This is a genomic window from Exiguobacterium sp. SRB7LM, from assembly GCF_015712685.1.
Taxonomy (GTDB): domain Bacteria; phylum Bacillota; class Bacilli; order Exiguobacteriales; family Exiguobacteriaceae; genus Exiguobacterium; species Exiguobacterium profundum.
Genome location: NZ_VWVR01000006.1, coordinates 212,317 through 229,870 on the forward strand (window position 1 = coordinate 212,317; position 17,554 = coordinate 229,870).

At 48.7% G+C, this 17,554-nt stretch carries 15 protein-coding genes; 11 read left to right on the plus strand and 4 right to left on the minus strand.

What is annotated here, in order from left to right; genetic code table 11:
• The first annotated feature begins 175 nt into the window (after positions 1–175).
• The gene (locus F3H97_RS01895; protein WP_196430421.1) at positions 176–523 is read left to right on the plus strand and encodes a short-chain dehydrogenase; all 348 of its coding nucleotides are present in this window, start codon (positions 176–178) and stop codon (positions 521–523) included.
• A gap of 60 nt (positions 524–583) precedes the next feature.
• On the opposite strand, the gene F3H97_RS01900 is transcribed toward F3H97_RS01895, so the two are convergent.
• The gene (locus tag F3H97_RS01900; RefSeq protein ID WP_196430422.1) at positions 584–2,020 is read right to left on the minus strand and encodes a protein adenylyltransferase SelO; all 1,437 of its coding nucleotides are present in this window, start codon (positions 2,018–2,020) and stop codon (positions 584–586) included.
• Positions 2,021–2,128: 108 nt separating this feature from the next.
• On the opposite strand from F3H97_RS01900, the gene F3H97_RS01905 reads away from it, so the two are divergent.
• The 3 genes from F3H97_RS01905 to F3H97_RS01915 all read left to right on the plus strand — a co-directional run bounded on the left by F3H97_RS01905 (position 2,129) and on the right by F3H97_RS01915 (position 7,825).
• Complete coding sequence (locus F3H97_RS01905; RefSeq protein ID WP_196430423.1) at positions 2,129–3,331, plus strand: bifunctional folylpolyglutamate synthase/dihydrofolate synthase; 1,203 nt, start codon at positions 2,129–2,131, stop codon at positions 3,329–3,331.
• 92 nt (positions 3,332–3,423) lie between these two features.
• The gene (locus F3H97_RS01910; protein WP_230872788.1) at positions 3,424–7,158 is read left to right on the plus strand and encodes a DUF5057 domain-containing protein; all 3,735 of its coding nucleotides are present in this window, start codon (positions 3,424–3,426) and stop codon (positions 7,156–7,158) included.
• A gap of 22 nt (positions 7,159–7,180) precedes the next feature.
• A complete protein-coding gene (locus F3H97_RS01915) occupies positions 7,181–7,825 on the plus strand; it encodes a hypothetical protein (RefSeq protein WP_196430424.1) in 645 nt (214 codons plus the stop codon).
• Positions 7,826–7,870: 45 nt separating this feature from the next.
• On the opposite strand, the gene F3H97_RS01920 is transcribed toward F3H97_RS01915, so the two are convergent.
• The 3 genes from F3H97_RS01920 to F3H97_RS01930 are packed head-to-tail and all read right to left on the minus strand — an operon-like array spanning position 7,871 to position 10,503.
• Positions 7,871–9,520: a hypothetical protein gene (locus F3H97_RS01920; protein WP_196430425.1), complete on the minus strand. Its 1,650-nt coding sequence runs from the start codon at positions 9,518–9,520 to the stop codon at positions 7,871–7,873.
• 16 nt (positions 9,521–9,536) lie between these two features.
• The gene (locus F3H97_RS01925; RefSeq protein WP_230872789.1) at positions 9,537–10,100 is read right to left on the minus strand and encodes a prepilin-type N-terminal cleavage/methylation domain-containing protein; all 564 of its coding nucleotides are present in this window, start codon (positions 10,098–10,100) and stop codon (positions 9,537–9,539) included.
• Complete coding sequence (locus F3H97_RS01930; protein ID WP_047795513.1) at positions 10,048–10,503, minus strand: type IV pilus modification PilV family protein; 456 nt, start codon at positions 10,501–10,503, stop codon at positions 10,048–10,050. Before F3H97_RS01930 ends, F3H97_RS01925 begins: the two co-directional genes overlap by 53 nt.
• 157 nt (positions 10,504–10,660) lie before the next feature.
• Between F3H97_RS01930 and F3H97_RS01935 the strand changes: the two genes are divergently transcribed.
• The 7 genes from F3H97_RS01935 to F3H97_RS01965 all read left to right on the plus strand — a co-directional run bounded on the left by F3H97_RS01935 (position 10,661) and on the right by F3H97_RS01965 (position 17,547).
• On the plus strand, positions 10,661–11,875 hold the full coding sequence (locus F3H97_RS01935; RefSeq protein ID WP_196430426.1) for a G5 domain-containing protein: 1,215 nt from the start codon (positions 10,661–10,663) through the stop codon (positions 11,873–11,875).
• A complete protein-coding gene (locus tag F3H97_RS01940) occupies positions 11,872–12,162 on the plus strand; it encodes a hypothetical protein (protein ID WP_047795511.1) in 291 nt (96 codons plus the stop codon). Before F3H97_RS01935 ends, F3H97_RS01940 begins: the two co-directional genes overlap by 4 nt.
• A gap of 1 nt (position 12,163) precedes the next feature.
• The gene (locus F3H97_RS01945) at positions 12,164–13,834 is read left to right on the plus strand and encodes a GspE/PulE family protein (protein WP_196430427.1); all 1,671 of its coding nucleotides are present in this window, start codon (positions 12,164–12,166) and stop codon (positions 13,832–13,834) included.
• On the plus strand, positions 13,827–14,864 hold the full coding sequence (locus F3H97_RS01950) for a type IV pilus twitching motility protein PilT (RefSeq protein ID WP_031421415.1): 1,038 nt from the start codon (positions 13,827–13,829) through the stop codon (positions 14,862–14,864). The genes F3H97_RS01945 and F3H97_RS01950 overlap by 8 nt, the downstream gene beginning before the upstream one ends.
• Before the next feature lie 6 nt (positions 14,865–14,870).
• The gene (locus F3H97_RS01955) at positions 14,871–16,088 is read left to right on the plus strand and encodes a type II secretion system F family protein (RefSeq protein ID WP_196430428.1); all 1,218 of its coding nucleotides are present in this window, start codon (positions 14,871–14,873) and stop codon (positions 16,086–16,088) included.
• 140 nt (positions 16,089–16,228) lie between these two features.
• On the plus strand, positions 16,229–16,705 hold the full coding sequence (locus tag F3H97_RS01960; protein WP_196430429.1) for a prepilin-type N-terminal cleavage/methylation domain-containing protein: 477 nt from the start codon (positions 16,229–16,231) through the stop codon (positions 16,703–16,705).
• A gap of 89 nt (positions 16,706–16,794) precedes the next feature.
• Complete coding sequence (locus F3H97_RS01965; protein ID WP_196430430.1) at positions 16,795–17,547, plus strand: prepilin peptidase; 753 nt, start codon at positions 16,795–16,797, stop codon at positions 17,545–17,547.
• The last annotated feature ends 7 nt before the right edge of the window (positions 17,548–17,554 follow it).

The following is a 17,554-nucleotide window of genomic DNA, read 5'->3' on the forward strand; positions in this document are numbered from 1 at the left end:
CGGCATAACCATTATCCCAAACGAATCTTTGCCACATCTTTATGAGATTGTCATAGAATCACAATCTTTCATTCATGCCGAGGAGTTGAATGACTTGGCAACCCTCATTCTCTCAGCTCAACGCGAAGGAAAGGATGTAGTTCATTTTGGTATATAAAGATATGGGGGGAGTATTGTGTCTTATTATCACGAATTTGGAATAATCGATTCCATTCATGGGGAAGAGCTTCATGTGCAGTATATGCCGGAAAGATACGGATGTGTTGTGGTGGATGGGGAAGAAGTGGAGCAATGGATTGAACAGTTAAGTGACATGCGCACATTCTTTCACTCATATCATTGTCCTGGCCATGGATTGGATGAGTGCGGCATTACATTGATTCCGCATGCATCTTTATCATTCTTTTTTGAAGTCGTGTTGAATAGAATGAACAATCAGGCTACTTCGGAATTGGGGCAGCTGATTATAAAAATTATCAAGGCGCGAGATGAAGGGAAAGATATGATTCATTTTGGTCTTTGAATTAAAATGTAAGGTAAAACAATCCCTCGGACAGATTGAAGTGTTCGAGGGATTGTTTCATCACGTGCCACAAAACGTTTGATACGGATACGTTCGTGGTGGACCTGCCGATACATATTCAGCCGGTTTGTCGTAGTTATATGGGTCACGCAAAATGGTGAGTAACGCCTCGGTCGGACCGAAGTCACCGCGTTCTGCTGCTTGAATCGCTTTTTCGACATGATGATTTCGAGGAATAACGGCCGGATTATATTGGCGCATGATTCGACTGACGTCCTCGTCCGGGAGACCTTGCTCACTCAGGCGTTTACGCCAAGCACTAAGCCAGACCTTACCGTCTTCCCGAGTTGCGAATGGGAGAGATTCAATCTCACCAAGCGTCAGCGAGCGGAACGTATTCGTATAATCTGCCTCCGTCTCCATCATCAAGCGGAGCAGTTCATCCGCTAGCTCATCGTCACCATCTTTTCGGACGAATAAGCCAATCTTATGTGCGAGTCCGGTAAAGTACGCTTCTTTATACAACTCGGTATAACGGGTGAGTTGCTTGTTCGCCACATCAACCGCTTCTTCTTTCGTTTCGCCAAGGAGCGGCAGCAACGTCTCCGCCAGTCGGGCGAGGTTCCAAGACCCGATATATGGTTGATTCGCATAGGCGTAACGTCCATCTCGGTCGATCGAGCTGAAGACCGTCTCCGGATGATACGTGTCCATGAACGCGCATGGTCCGTAATCTAGACCTTCTCCGCTGATGAACATATTGTCCGTATTCATCACCCCATGAATGAACCCGATGAGTTGCCAGTTGGCAATCAGTCTCGCCTGTCTTTCGACGACGCGTCCGAGGAACTGTTCAAAGCGATTCGGTGCATCGATCAAGTCTGGATCGTGTCGTTTGATTGCTACTTCAGTAAGAGCGATGACGTCATCGATGGAGCCGGCGCCTGCTGCGAATTGGAATGTTCCGACACGAAGATGACTTGAGGCGACCCGGGTCAGGATCGCTCCATGCTTCGGACCTTGACGCATGATGGCTTCCCCTGTCTGAACGACGGCAAGCGCCCGGTTCGTCGGAATGCCGAGGGCGTGCATCGCTTCGCTGATGATGAACTCGCGTACCATCGGCCCGAGTGCGGCTCGTCCGTCGCCACCTCTAGAATACTCCGTCGGTCCGGATCCCTTCAGTTGCACATCGACACGCTTCCCGTTCAGAGTCACATGTTCCCCGAGCATGAGGGCTCGTCCGTCCCCGAGCATCGTCAAGTTGCCGAATTGGTGTCCAGCGTATGCTTGTGAGAAAGACGTCTCTGTTTGACGATTGCCGGCAAGTAAATCGATGTCTTGTTTGAGACTTTGCGCATCAAGGCCGAGCGAAGCGGCTAATGCATCGTTAAACAAGACGAGTGTCGGATTGTCGACCGGATGGATGGGTCCGCGGTCGTAAAAGATGTCACGTAGTTCGAGGTACGTCGCCTCGAAGTTCCAGTCAGTTGTCATGGCGCATGCCTCCTCTTCGCTTCGAGTATAGCACAGACTGTTTTCCATAACGGCTGTCGTGAATTTTGATAAGATGAAACAGAAGTGTAAACAGTAGGAGTGTGGAAGATGAAGACGAGACAAGATGTATTCGATTGGTTGAGTGGACAGCTTCGCTTCGGGATCAAACCGGGTCTTGAGCGGATGAGCTGGATGATTGAACAGTTAGGGTTAGAAGAACGTCCATCCATTCATGTGGCCGGGACGAACGGAAAAGGGTCGACCGTCGCGTTTTTAAGGGCGATGGCGATGGAGAACGGCTTATCTGTCGGCACATTCACCTCCCCTTATATCATTCAGTTCGAGGAGCGGATCATGTTGAACGGGGAACCGATTCCTGAAGACGCGCTCGTCGACGTGGCGAACCGTGTCAAAGCCTGTGCGGACGAGGCGCGAGAGACGCTGACGGAGTTTGAGCTATTGACGATGATGGCATGGTGCTATTTTGATGACACACGTCCTGACTTGATCATTTGGGAAGTCGGTCTCGGGGGACGACTTGATTCGACCAATGTGTTGACGCATCCACTTGCGACCATTGTCACGTCAATCGGACATGACCATCAAGGCATTCTCGGCGATACGCTTGAAGAGATTGCACAAGAGAAATACGGCATCATGAAACGCGATGTCCCGATGTTCCATAGTATCGGTGAGGAACGATTGGTTGAGTTGTTGCATCAAAAAGGGGACGATGTAGGTTCTTCCATTCATGATGTTCGTCCACTCGTGAAAAAAATTGTGGACGGGGCAGAGACCGTCGTGACGTATGAGAATATGCCATCTGTCGTGCTCGGATTGACAGGACATCATCAAGCCTATAACGGGGCGTGTGCCGTGGCGGTGGCACGGCACCTCTGTTGGAGTGATGATGCTATCCGAAAAGGGCTCGAGCGAGCACAACATCCGGGGCGGTATGAGCTCGTCTCCAAACGACCGCGTATCATTTTAGACGGGGCACATAATCCGGAAGGCATCGAGGCCTTGGTTTTACAAGCCAAATATGAGACAGACGTGACAGTGTTGACGGCGATTTTAGAAGATAAAGACCGTGACAAGATGATTCACGCCCTTCAAGAAATTGGAGACGTTTACGAAACGACATTCGACTTTCCACGTGCGAGAACGAAAGCACAACTAGAAAAAGATGGAGCGCGCTTTGTCGAATGGAAAGCGTGGCTACAGAATTGGGTCGAGTTGCCGACAAGCGAGACGTTGATTGTGACCGGGTCTCTTTATTTCATCAGTGAAGTGAGACGTTTCCTAAGCTAAAACATTTACCTGATGTCAAAGAAATAGATGTATATTTTTCCAAGTGGGTGGGATAATTAGTAGTGAAGACTAAAAATAGGGAGGACTATTCATTGCGTAAACTCATGCAATACATAGCGGTTCTCGTATTAATCATATCCATTATTCCACAGAGAGTAGTTGCGGAGACCAATCAACCGATTTTTAACGTGTTGGTTCTTCGTGATGCTTTTACTGCTTCGAAAGTACTTTCAGTGACTGAATACAATAATGCGGTGAATTTGTATCGTGCTTCACTGAATGTAAATACTGCAAAAGTGAATGCGCAATTCATGACAATTAAACAATTTAACGCATCCCGTTTTCCGATGACAGGTGCATTCGATGCGGTCATGATTGGGAGCAGTCCTTTAACTGAGAAATATAAAAATGGGACGCTTGTCGTCAACTCGAAAAATCATGACACGACAAATCAATTGAACGATTTGACAGAATTGAAAGCTACGGAACTATTCAATACAGTTATCCGTGTCGGCTTGCCGCTTCTGATGCATGAGGATGCTGCGAACGGCGATACACAGTTAAAACGCTTGGCAGCCTATCAACGTGATTATGCGAACGTGAAAGTCTTTAATCGAAATGATCAACAGAATGTCGATCGTGAGATGGCGCAGCAGTTGAATCAACTCACCATTTCCCGTCCGAGATTTCAATCAACTGAAGTGAAGTACAACAATCAGTCGATTAGCAATCAGACGATTCAAGTGAAAGATGGTGTCCGTCATCCAATCAACTTTGCCTATACTTTATCGCAACCACCGACTCCTTCGGCATTCGTAGAATTGTATATTGATTACGACCATAACGATCGATTTGATGCGGATGAAAAAGTCATTGAGCAACAGGCAAAAGAATCGGGAACGCTCAATTTCACATTATCGCGTCCGACGTTTAGCGGACCGAAGAACTGGATGCTCGTCGTCAAGGATTCATTGACAGGGCGTGCGGACTATCGGAAGGGGAGTATTCTCTACCTCGATGAAAAAGTGAAAGCGAACATTTTGCAGCTCACTGCAGGAACCGGCACGAACGGAAGAATTTCAAGCTATCTATCTAACATGTTAGTGGACCCGGCTGGGAATTATGAATTCAATTTAACGGACGGTACAACGAGTCAGTTTGAGGGTGGGACTTATGACCAGGCATTACTCAAAAACGACTACGATATGCTGATCTTTGGGTTCCAGGATTCGTACAACGTTTATGGAAGCATGAATGCTGCGGCCACTGCGAAAGTCAAACGTTTCAGTGAAACAGGACAAGGCGTCATGTTGACGCACGATACGATTTTCCGTACGAATAGTTCATCCTCACCTACGTCCGAGTGGGAACGTCAATTTGTGAATGCCAATCCTTCACTGAATATCTCAGGGCAAAAAATGTACACGAACATGGGATTTGGTGCTCCTGAAACAACCAATAAGGCAGTCAAGGTACAGGATGGGATTTTCACTTCTTATCCGTATCGCCTCGACGATTCGATTAAAAATATCTCAAATACCCATAACCAATATTTCACACTCGATTTGAATGATCCGGATGTGACGCCTTGGTACAACCTGTATTCAACAGGTGGAAATCGTGTATACGGAGATGCAAACAATCATTACTATACGTATACAAAAAACAACTTCACCTACTCTGGTGCAGGGCACACGAACAAGTTCTCGGTAGAAGATGAGAAAAAAATCTTTATCAATACGATGTATCGTGCCTTTATCGGGGCGAATCATAAACCTTACAACGTGATTGAGTCCGTCAGTGATTCAAACCAGTCCTACACCTCTGCTGATTTAAAAGCCGGGACTGTTGAAGTGACTGCTGGACAAGACGTTAAATTGATGTGGCGACCGAGTGATTATGACTTCCAAGACTTGTTCCTCAACTCAACAATCACGTATAACGGGAAACAGGTCGCATTCGAGAATTTACGTAACTACGAAGTCAAAGAGTTTACGATTCCGGCAGCGGATGTTGTCGCAGACCGACCGATTGAAGTGAAGATCGAGACGTCCGATCAACGGAATGCGAAGGTGATCGATACGTTCACCATCAACGTCAAGCGTGCGGAGAATGTTTCCGACTTGATTCAAGTGTCCCGTTCGATTGATCCGTCGACAATCAACTTATACGAAACGGGAACGATTCACTATCAAATTCAATATCCGGAACGTTTCGACCGATTACCGAATCAGTTGGGCGATAAGTTTTTACGAGTGGATTTAACGACCTTCACAGAAAAACTACCAAGCCAACTCGAAGTCGTGGCGATTCGTGATGCGAACGGAAAAGAATATCCTGTCACGAACCCGAATGAAATCAAGTTACAGCTGAAACCAGACTTGTACTATGAACGAAACGGGAACACGAACATTTTCCTCCCGAACGATAGTGGAAATCGAACCGTGAAGTTTGAAGTAGTCGTTCGAGCCATCGAGCCTTCTGCTTCACTCATCCAATTGAAAAAAGCGGATAACCAATTAACGACGTTGATTGAATATTCGAAGAAGCAAGATCACATTTTAGATAAGCACAATGACTGGGATAAGGAACTAGAAGTTCAATCGTCATTCCCAGACTTGCTGATCAATATCGGGGCGCCATACGCGTACGAAGCAAAGATTCCTGACGTCACGTTACAAATCGGGGCACAGCAGATTGTGAGTCCGACCATCACGGATGCGAAAGGCAACACCTTTACGAACCCGAAATGGAAAAGCTTGAAGTGGGAAATCATCGATGCGAACGGTGTTGCGAAACTCGTCACCCAAGGAAACAATGCGATTGTGACCGGTTTGAAAACAGGAACTGCGAAATTGCGATTGACAATCGATCCGGGCGATAAGAAACCTCTTGTCATAGCTGAGTCGAAAGTCAATGTCATCAGTCCGCCTGAGCAACTCGCCATCCCGTCGACAGAGCTATATGTCGGTCAAACGACTACCGTCACACCAAAAGTCATGCCCGAAACGGCTCAATACAAGTCGGTTCGCTATGTCGTCGAATCCGGGGATAGTGTGAAGTTTGAACAAGTTGGAAACAACTTGAACATCATTGGACTGAAACCAGGTACGACTCAGTTTAAGGCGACTGTGGATGTCGGTGACCTCTTCGGTGGCTTGAATATCGCTACTCTGAGCACCGTCTTTACCATCCAAGTCAAGGCACCATCCTTGAGCCAAACGCCGAGCCAACTCGACCTTTGGGTATGGGATAGTTTGGACGAAGAAAAACGTGTAAATGAAGTCGCCTCGATTCAAGTGACCTCAACACCAACCGTATCCATTCCGTTTGAACGAATCGGGTCCATCCCATCTGCTCTGACGGTGACACAAAGTGCGACAGGATATGAATTACGTGCCAATCATGGCTACGGAACTAATGGTGTCGTGACAGACATTCTGATTCAGACGACATTCGATGACAATGCGTTACGAAACATTCGTTCGAACACGTCGGTTGTCCGCGTCAACGAATACCCGAACCAATTGATGTCAAAAGACATGACAATCAATATTGGGGAAGGGACGGCACCAAGACTACCGCTCCTTGAGTACTGGCCTACGACTTCGACATGGCGTGACTATCGCATGGAGATTGTATCCGGCGAAGATTATGTTCAAGTGAGTGGATCAGGAAAAGAGTTGATTCCAGTGAAAGCGGGTGTGGCGAAAGTGGAAGTCTACACGACGCTTCCGGCTGGAAAACCGTTTGAAGCCGTGAAGGACACGTTTTATGTACGCATCATCCAAACGAATGCCTCAGGACAGGATGATGACCGTTATTAAGTGAATGGCAGAAAGTTGGCGAATGATGAATCGCAAGCGAATGATGATTGGCATCACCGGATTGATTCTCGTCATCGGATTGGGAGGGCTCCTGTACTGGAGTCAATCCCAACCCGAGCTCTCGCAGTTATCCGGTGACGATTTAGTAAAAGAAGTGAGTCAACGCTCTTCGGTGACAGAAGAAGAATTGACAGATTTACAGGCAAAGGAAGAATGGGAGGCCGTCCGACTTGTTCTAGAAGACAAAAAAGTTGTGCCGACAGCCGAGCAATTCGCCACGGCAGTGACGCTCGCACCTCTAGACGTGATTGAAGCATACTTCGAACAAGGACTTGACCCATTTGAAGAAGTGGAAGGGATGCCCGTCATCACACCATTATTCAGTGCGAACGGCAGTCCGGATCAATGGAAGCTGGCGATGCGTTACGTTGAAGACGAACGACTCCTTGGGATTGCGGTCGACTCGTTGAATCTCGATGCGGTCAAAGAACTACTCGGGCAAGGCTATGCGATTCAAGATGCCGAATCGGTGTTATTGCAGCCTGTTCGTCACAATCAAGTCGAGTTGACGCAACTGCTTCTCGACAACGGCGCGCAATGGACGAAGGAAATGGAACAGACGGCCAAAGACTACAACTCGGACCTCATTCTAAAGATGAGGAACTAAAAAATCGGCTTCTTCTCTGATTGAGAAGAAGCCGATTTTTTGAATTCATTTCAATTGAACGGGGTGACTGACGAAGAATTGAAGTTGATTCGTGACAGGGAGTGTTTCCAATTGATTGAACACGGAATCGTTATACGTCAGTTTCAATCGAGACTTTTCGGCCTCGTGAGCTGGAACTTGACGGTCGAAGTTCTCAGCTGGACTGAAGCCGTTGCCCCCAGTAAATTCCCCTCTAAAGACGTTCACTTCGAGTGGTCCCTTACTATACAGACCTCCGTTGACTTCGAGAATGGATCCGACCGCATACACATAGGTCGGTTCGTTCGAGTCACTATACATGAATGCCTGGAGCGTCGTCGGTGTGTCGTCAAACTCGTTGATTCGGTTCAACAGAATCTTTCCTTTAGATAACAGGATGAGCGAGTTCCCTTTCTCTGCATCAATCGGAAGAATATTGGCACGGTCAATGAACGTATCGCCGAGCGTGTAGACCGTCGAACTGAAGGAGACGTTCCCTTTAATGGTCAAGTCACCACGTACGATCAGGGGCCGTGCAATCGTCAGCTTCTCAAGGGATTCAATGACGACGTCCCCGTCGAAAAGGAGCGGGGCATTCGACTCGGTGATGGATTCCGTGACATACATGGCACGGTCGGAAATGGCATCCGGTAATGTCACGATGGTCGGATCGGTGAGTGCGTTATAAGCATCCGCCAGTAAGTAAGAAGTCGGGCGTTCGATAATCGAGGTCCCATCTTCCGATAAAACCCTTTCGAGTTCGAATACTTGATCGGTCGAGCGAATCAGACCTTCTCCAAAGATTTTTGAGTCGACATTGTTGGTGTAGGCGAGCGGTGTTGCGAGTCGTCGATTTAAAAATTCGATGATTGAGTAGTCGTATTGGAATGGAGAGAAGCGACTCGGGGACACCCCGGCGTCCGCCTTTTCGCTAGCTTGTTCCGTACCTACCGTGAAGTAGTTCTCTTGCTGGCAACTCAAGCAATCGCTCAATTCGACTAAATCGATTCGGCCATTCAGGTGAAGACGACTAGAATCGACATTTTCAATCTGCTTCGCCACACCATCCAATTGGAAGTTCGCTTGACGCATGAAAGCGAGGGGACCACCTGAATAGATATTTCCTTGAATCGTCGGCATGCCGTTCACGTCCAACTTTTGGTCGGACCCGAGGACGTAGTATAAAAAGGACGGGAGAGCCGTCAAGTATAAGTCTTGCGTGTATTCAACGGTAAGCATCGGTTGTTCAGGATTCACTTGTCGCGATGCCGTGACGTTCACTTGGAGAATCGTCGTGAACGGCGCCGTCTGAATGGCGGTATCCGTAGCATCTTTCTTCAGCTCGATGGAATAGCGGACCTCACTATCCGTCGTCAATGCCGTGAACGGTTCGTCACTGACGATGAGCGACTGAACCTTGCTTTGGAATGCCGCTTCCGATTCCATATGAGTCGGGACTTCCGCTTCTCCGTGAAGCGGGAACTGGGTCCGAACTTGGTCAGCGATGAGGCGAAGTGCACTTTTCGCATCTTCATTCAGTTGAGTATCTTCCGTACGGATGACCGTCAATTTATTCGACGCCAAGTTGACTTGCATGGCGGCGAGCGAGAGGACGGCGAGAGCCGCCATCGTCACGAGAACAAGCACGAGGACATATCCGTCTTCACGTTTTCGCATCAGGATGCCTCCTTTCTTAAAATGGGATGGAGCTTTCAAATGTCGTAACAGAATCGGGATCGTTTGATTGAGTCAAATCCATCTCGATTTCGATGAGTCCACCGGTCATGTAAGTCGGGCGTCTCGGATCGAACACGGGATCTTTTAACTGGATGGTCATCCGTTCGACTGTGATTTGTGGATTAGAAGGCGTAAACGAATCCTCTGAGAGAACCAAGTCGGTCGGGACGTATCCCGCCTCCCGGTAAATCATTCCGGCTTCCGATATGTCTGGAGCGGACAAACGATAAAATTGAAACGAGCCGTCCACTTCCGTCACGGCGTCGAATTCGGTCCGGTTCACGTCAGAGAGCACGGAGGCAATCAAATAGTCGGCCTCGCTTCGAAGGTCACTCGTCTCGTTCGTCATTTGAAAACCGAGCGTTCCAGTGATAAAGGCCGTAATGATGACGCCACTTAAAATCGAAGCGACGACGACTGTGACGAGCAACTCGACGAGCGTGAAGCCGTCTTCACGTTTCTCCATCTCAGTCAGTTGTCGGGACAGCCGTTTCAGGGAACGGTTCGCGCAATGTCGCATTCGAAATGACTCCTTTCAAGGTGACGGGCGTTTGCAAACGGTCGGTCGTCACCGAAATTTCAACTTCAATTGTATGTCCGGGTGAAGTTGACAGCGATTGAATGGTTGCGATATACGTATCCCCATGGATTCGGGTATCTTCGCAGAAGTCGCACGTCGAGCTGATCCCGTCCCGATTCAACAATTGACGCAGTTCGAGCGGTTCATCAACGGACGCGGCCCGTCGATTTAAAGTATGTAACGTGTTTTGCGCCACTTGGTTCGCAATCGTTTGATTGAGGCTGTCGTGTGTCGTCTTCAAACTTTGGCTGAAAATCGAAAGTAAAGAAAATGAGACAATTGAAAGAACAACGATGGAGACGAGCACTTCGACGAGCGTAAAACCTTTTTCGGAATGCGACAAGACATTGACCTCCTATTCAAAAAAAGTAAAACAATCGGAAAATAACGTATGCAATACTGAATTAAATGTTATTTTTTGTACAATACATATTATACTAAAGTTATACGCTGAACGGATATATAGAATAGAAGTCGGATTAGACACGGGGGGATTTTACATGAAGCGGTATGGGATGCATCTTATCATTTTGATTGGACTCGTCGTACTCGTGACATTACCGACGATTGGACTCGTCAATTACTTAGATGCGTCTGCTGAGTCGAGTGCTACATATAAAAAAGATACGACGGTCGCAGGTGTCGACGTATCAGGGATGACGAAAGAAGAAGCGGACGTTCGTCTCGATAATGCGATTAAAGATTTTAATACGACACCCTTTTCAATCAATTTGATGGATGGGACGATCATGGAGATTGGAAAAGATGTCGTGACGTTCGATGTATCGAATACGTTAGACTCCATTAAAGATACAGGTGCCTATCCGCTGTTGACATCCGTAGATGAAACGAAAGTCGAGCCTTATCTCGAAGGTCAACCCGTCACGCTGACGATGATTGCCCCGGCGTTGATGGATGCCGCATCGATGTTGGAGTCATCTGTGACATTAGAGCAAGTCGCGGCAGAAAATGAAGTCGTCGCCTCGTTCACTGTGAGCCCGACACCGGCTATGCAGTCAGCCCTTGATCGAATGAACGGATTCGAGATGGCAGCGGGAGACATCTTTAGTCTCAAATCGTTCGGAGAAGATTACGAAGCGCTCACGACACTAGGGTCTTCATTCTATCGCCTATTTGCGGCGACACCGTTCCCCATTCTCGAACGTGTGCCTCACGAAACACTTCCTTCTGGGGTGGAGCTAGGCTATGACACGAAAGTAGATGAGCGCTCGAACTTTGCTGTTCAAAACCGAGAAGACACATCATATGCCATCCTCGTTTTGAATGAAGGGGGTTCTGTGACGGTTCAATTGCTCGGTCAACCTTTTGACGCCGCTTTCGAAGCGAGAGTTGAAGAAGTGAAGACGGTACCGCATCAAAAAGTCGTTCGCTTCTCATCTTCGCTCCCGTCAGGCAGTTCATCGATCACCCAGTCAGGTCAAGATGGACAGTCAGGTAAGCTCTACCGGGTCACTGTGACTGAAGAAGGGGAGACGTTGGAATTACTCGGGTTTGATTTTTATGCACCGACACCGGAAATCGTGACGAAGAGTTCCGTTCCGCTTCCGCCACCGGATCCAGTCGAACCGGTCATCCCGACATTCCCGGATGAGGACGAGGAAGAAGACCCGTTCCCGAATGATTCGAACGACGACCCGTTTGAGGCAGAACCGCCCGTATTAGAAGAACCTGCAGAAGAGGGGGCAGTCGGATGATCGGCTATTTGATTTTACTCGGCTTTTGGGTACTCGCCACATTGACGCTGTTCGCTTTATCCGTTCCGATGACGAGAAAACGTGAAACGAAGCTTGTCATCAGCTTGTGGACTGCCCTTCTGTCTGGTGGCGTCTATTTGATGGTAGAAGAATCACTCGTTCAAACATGGTGGGCATGGGTGATTCTTATCGTTGCATTGATTGGAGGGGTGGCTGCGAGCGTCTTTGTCGAAGAACGGAACGACAAGACCGAGCAGGAGGAGGCTCCTCAAAGGATGGTGAAGTAACGTGAGACGAACGAAACGAAGATTAGGTGAGATGCTCATCGAGGCTGCGCTCATTACGACGAGTCAGCTCGATGAGGCGCTTGAACAGAAGCGTCCCGGAGAAAAACTAGGGGATGCTTTAATTCGACTAAACCATATTACCGAGACACAGTTGATTCAAATGATTCACGAACAGCTGCATGTGCCGATCATTGAATTGTACTCCTACGACATCAATGTGACGGTCACGAAGCTCGTACCGAAAGCGTTGGCACAAAAGCACGATATCATGCCATTTGAATTGAACGGGAATACGCTTCATGTCGCGACGGCCGACCCACTCGATCTCATTGCCATTGATGACGTCCGTCTTCAGACCGGGATGAACATCGAGATCGGTATCTCCACGAGAGAGCAGATTCGAAAGACGATCAGTCGTTACTACGAGATGGACCATTCCCTCGTCGAAATTTTGAAAGAGGATGTTCCCGAAATCGAACGACAAGAAACGATCAGTCGAGACGATGCACCGATTATCCGCCTCGTGAACCAATTGTTCTTAAGCGCAATCGACCAACGTGCATCGGACATCCATTTCGATCCACATGAGAAGCAGCTCCACGTCCGTTTTCGAATCGATGGGGACTTGCGTACCGAGACGGTCTATCCGAAAAAGATTCAGAGCGTCATGCTGACGCGTCTCAAAGTCATGAGTAACCTCGACATCACAGAAAGTCGTCTGCCACAAGATGGACGGATTAAGTATACGCTACGCAATCGCGCCTATGATTTCCGCGTCTCGACGCTCCCGACGATGTATGGAGAGAAAATCGTTATTCGGGTCCTCGACTCATCTCAAGGGCTGACCGATTTGACGAAACTCGGATTTGGCGAACGAAACGAACAGGCGTACCGTGACATGCTGAAACGTCCGAATGGAATTATCTTGATTACCGGTCCGACCGGTTCAGGGAAATCCTCGACATTGTATGCTTCGTTAAAAGAACTGAATGATGAGACGAAAAACATTATTACGGTAGAAGACCCGGTCGAGTATCAACTTGACGGCATCAACCAGGTTCAAGTCAACTCGAAAGTCGGCTTGACGTTCGCGTCAGGGCTTCGTTCGATTTTACGTCAAGACCCGAACATCGTCATGGTCGGAGAGATTCGGGATACGGAGACGGCTGAGATTGCCATTCGTGCCTCGCTCACCGGTCACCTTGTATTGTCAACGCTACATACGAATTCAGCAATCAGCTCCATCACCCGTCTCGTCGATATGGGGGTTGAGCCGTTCCTCGTCGCCGCTTCGACGACGGGACTCGTGGCACAACGACTCGTTCGACGCGTCTGTCGTGACTGTGGTCAGGTCGAACCGGTATCGAAGAGTGAACGTAGCCTGTTCGACGCTGAAGATGTTCACATCGACCAGATTACTCGGGGTAAAGGCTGTGCGTCATGTAACTTCACAGGGTACCGTGGGCGCCTCGCCATTCACGAAGTCATCCCGATTGATGAAGGCTTGCGCCGGATGATCATGAACCAGGCTACCGAGTCTGAGATGGTCGACTATGCCAAGTCACAAGGAGCGACATTCCTGCTTGAGGACGGATTAGAAAAAGTCGCCGCCGGTTTGACGACGACCGAGGAAATATTACGAACGGTCATTACGGAGAATGCTTATGATTAATCAATCGATTGAAACCATCTTGACGAATGCGGTCGAGAAACGTGCCTCGGATATTCATCTGACAGCCGGTTCTCCTCCGATCATTCGAGTAGACGGGAGTCTTATTACGATGGGCGAGGAGAAGGTATTGCCGCACCATCTCGAAGGATATTTAAAAGAAATCATGACCGACGATATGCGCGAACGTCTCGAGCATGAACGAGATCTTGATTTCTCGTTCGGCGTCCCACGTGTCTCCCGTTTCCGGGTCAACGCCTATTATCAACGAGGCACGATTGCCATCGCGTTCCGGTCCATTTCCGGGGAAATCCCGACCTTGAATGAACTCAATCTGCCGACGGTACTGAAGCGTCTGATTGAGAAACCACATGGTCTCATCTTGGTCACGGGTCCGACGGGTTCAGGGAAATCGACGACGCTCGCGGCAATGATTCATGAAATCAATCGGACGCAGCGAAAACGAATCATCACGCTAGAAGATCCGATCGAGTATTTACATTCCCACGACCAAAGTATTGTCGACCAACGGGAAATCGGCTCTGACGTCATGAAATTTGTGAGTGGTCTAAGGGCCGCCTTACGGCAAGACCCTGACGTCATTCTGCTCGGGGAGATGCGTGATTTGGAGACCATCTCGACGGCGATGACCGCCGCAGAGACGGGGCACCTCGTCATGGCAACGCTCCATACATCGAGTGCGATGTCGACGGTGAGTCGAATCATCGACGCGTTCCCAGCTGAGCAACAGGACCAAATCCGGACACAACTCGCGAACGTCTTACTCGGTGTCGTGAGTCAACGGTTATTTCCAAGGATTGATGTGCCGAAAGGACGCGTCGCCGCCATGGAAATCATGTTAGGGAATCCGGCTGTTGCCAACTTGATTCGAAATGAAAAAGAGTTCCAGTTGCCGACCGTCATCCAGACGAGTCGCCAGCACGGGATGCAGTCGATGGATGCTGCCATCGAACAACTTGTTCGGCAAGGGATCATCAATCCGAACGCCGTCCCGACAGAAGAGATGAGGTGATGAGTGATGGCGATATTTCAGTATGAAGGAAAGCTCCTGAACGGGAAGCGTAAGAAAGGTCGCGTCACGGCCGTCTCGCTTCGGGAAGCGAAAGAAAAGTTGCGTCAAGAATCTATTCTCGTAACGGACTTGGCCGAGCTCGAATCGACCGGACTGAACAAAGAGGTCAACTTGCTGCCAGAACGAGTCAAAATCGAACACTTGATCATGTACGTCCGTCAGTTCGCGACGCTCATCCGGGCGGGTGTCCCGATTGTTCGTGCGACTTCAATCTTACGTGTACAGACCGAGTCGAACGTATTGAAGAAAGCACTGAGTCAAGTCGAGGATGATTTGAAGGAAGGGATTGCCTATTCCGAGGCGATCAAAAAGCACCCACGCGTCTTTTCGAACTTCTTTAGTTCGATGGCACTTGCCGGGGAGACGAGCGGGAACTTGGAGGAGGCGCTCGATCAAATCGGGCTCCAACTTCAAAAACAATATGATGTGAAGCGAAAAGTCATTTCTGCCCTCACGTATCCGTTGGTCGTCTCCATCGTCGCCATTGGCGTTGTCGCCTTTTTAATGGTGAACGTTGTCCCGACGTTTGCGAGCATCTTTGGTCAACTCGGCGGTGAGCTTCCGCTCATCACGCGCATTGTCGTCGCGGTCTCCGATTTCATCGCGGCCTTCTGGTGGTTGTTACTCGGACTCGCAATTCTTGGAGTTCTCATCTTCACTTGGATGTTGAAGCGGGACCGGGAACGGTTCGTCATCGATGGCTTGCTATTGAAGATGCCGATTTTCGGAACGATTGTGATGAAATCTCAGATTGCATTGCTAACGCGAAGTTTAGCGGTCCTTCTACAAGCGGCCGTCCCGATTTTGACGGCGATTGAAATCACCGAACGTATCGTATCGAACCGCGTTATCCGGAAAGGACTGACGGAAGCACGTGACATGATGGCGCAAGGGGTCCCGCTTCACGAGCCGCTCATGCGGAATGCGAACTTCCCGGCACTCATGACTCAGATGATCGCCGTCGGGGAAGAGAGCGGTGATTTGGATTCGATGTTGAACGAAGTCGCTGAGTTTTATGAGACGGAGGTCGAGACGACAACCGACCGTTTGAAGTCGATTATCGAGCCGCTTCTTATCGTCGTATTGGCAAGTGTCGTCGGGGTCATCGTCATCTCGATCGTCGTCCCGATGTTCCAAATCTATGGTGATATTCAGAATCAGTAAAGCAATATGTAAGCTTTTGAAAATATACCTTTTCAATACTATATTTAGAAGGTATAGTAAAATTGTTCTACTTATATTTAGGTCTAAAGTAATTTATCTAGTTTACACACAGCACATTACGCAAAAGGGGAGAATGAATCATGGTAGAGAAGTTGAAAATGATTTGGCAAGATGCCAAACAGTTAAAAGATGAGCGTGGGCTCACACTCGTCGAGTTACTCGTCGTCGTCGTTATTTTAGGAATTATCGCAGCCATCGCAGTCGTTGCGATTGGTGGGATCATCGAGAACTCGAAGAAAGATGCGATGGTAGCCGATGCGAAGCAAATGGTCAGTGCGGCGAAGTTGTATGTTGCTTCGAATGAAGTAGGCAACGGAGCGGTGATTCGATTCGTCGGAACAACAGGAACTGGTGAACTCGACGCTAAAAATATGATTGATACAATGAAAGATCCGTTCGGTTCGAACTACAATAACGGGGTTGTATATGTCACAAAAGGGTCAGACAATAAGTATACGTATAAAGTATGGCTTGATGGAGCCAAAGATATCGGAACTGCAGCTACGGATGCAGGCACGGTTGCAAGTAGTGGATTGAAGAAAGACTCAGTTAACTAATATTTGCTTATGCCGGCTGGCGCTGGGCACTCGCTCAGCCTAGCCGGTTTTCTATTTTTGGCATATACTGACAAAAGGAGGATCCTTCCTTGATTGAATCGATTGGATTCCTATATAGCATCGTCCTCGGGGCGGTCATCACATCGTTCACCAACGTCGTCGGGCTCCGCGTGCCACGTCAGCAATCGATCGTGACGCCGCGGTCACATTGTCCGTCTTGCGGTCACGAATTGTCACCGTGGGAACTCATCCCGATTTTCGGCTATCTCGCCCTAAGAGGCAGATGTCATGGGTGTGGCGAGCGGATCGCGCCGACGTATCCGATCTTTGAATTACTTGGGGCGATTGGATATGGCTATAGCTTTTCACTCTACGGATTTAGTGTGACAATGCTTCTCGCGTTCGCTTTCTTGTCGACCTTACTAGCTTTGGCGATGTCTGATTTATCGACGATGCTCGTGCCGAATGTCATCTTGCAATTCACGGCACCGGTATTACTCCTCCTCACCTATCTGACAGGGGCATTTTGGTGGACGCCACTTGTGGGGGCGTTGCTTGGATTTTCGCTCCTAGCGACCGTCTTTTTCGTGTCAAAAGGGGGACTTGGGGCAGGGGACGTCAAATTGTTTACTATGATTGGTCTTGTGCTCGGTCCGCGTGACGTGCTAGTTGCCTTGTTTCTATCGAGTTTGATTGGGGCGATTGTCGGGATCGGTTTGATGATCACAAAAAAAATCGGGCGAAAGCAACCGATTCCGTTCGTCCCGTCGATTGCGCTCGGGACGATGTTGACGTTTTGGTTTAGTGAAAGTTTTTTTGATTGGTATTTTGAGTTGATGTAGGGGGAAA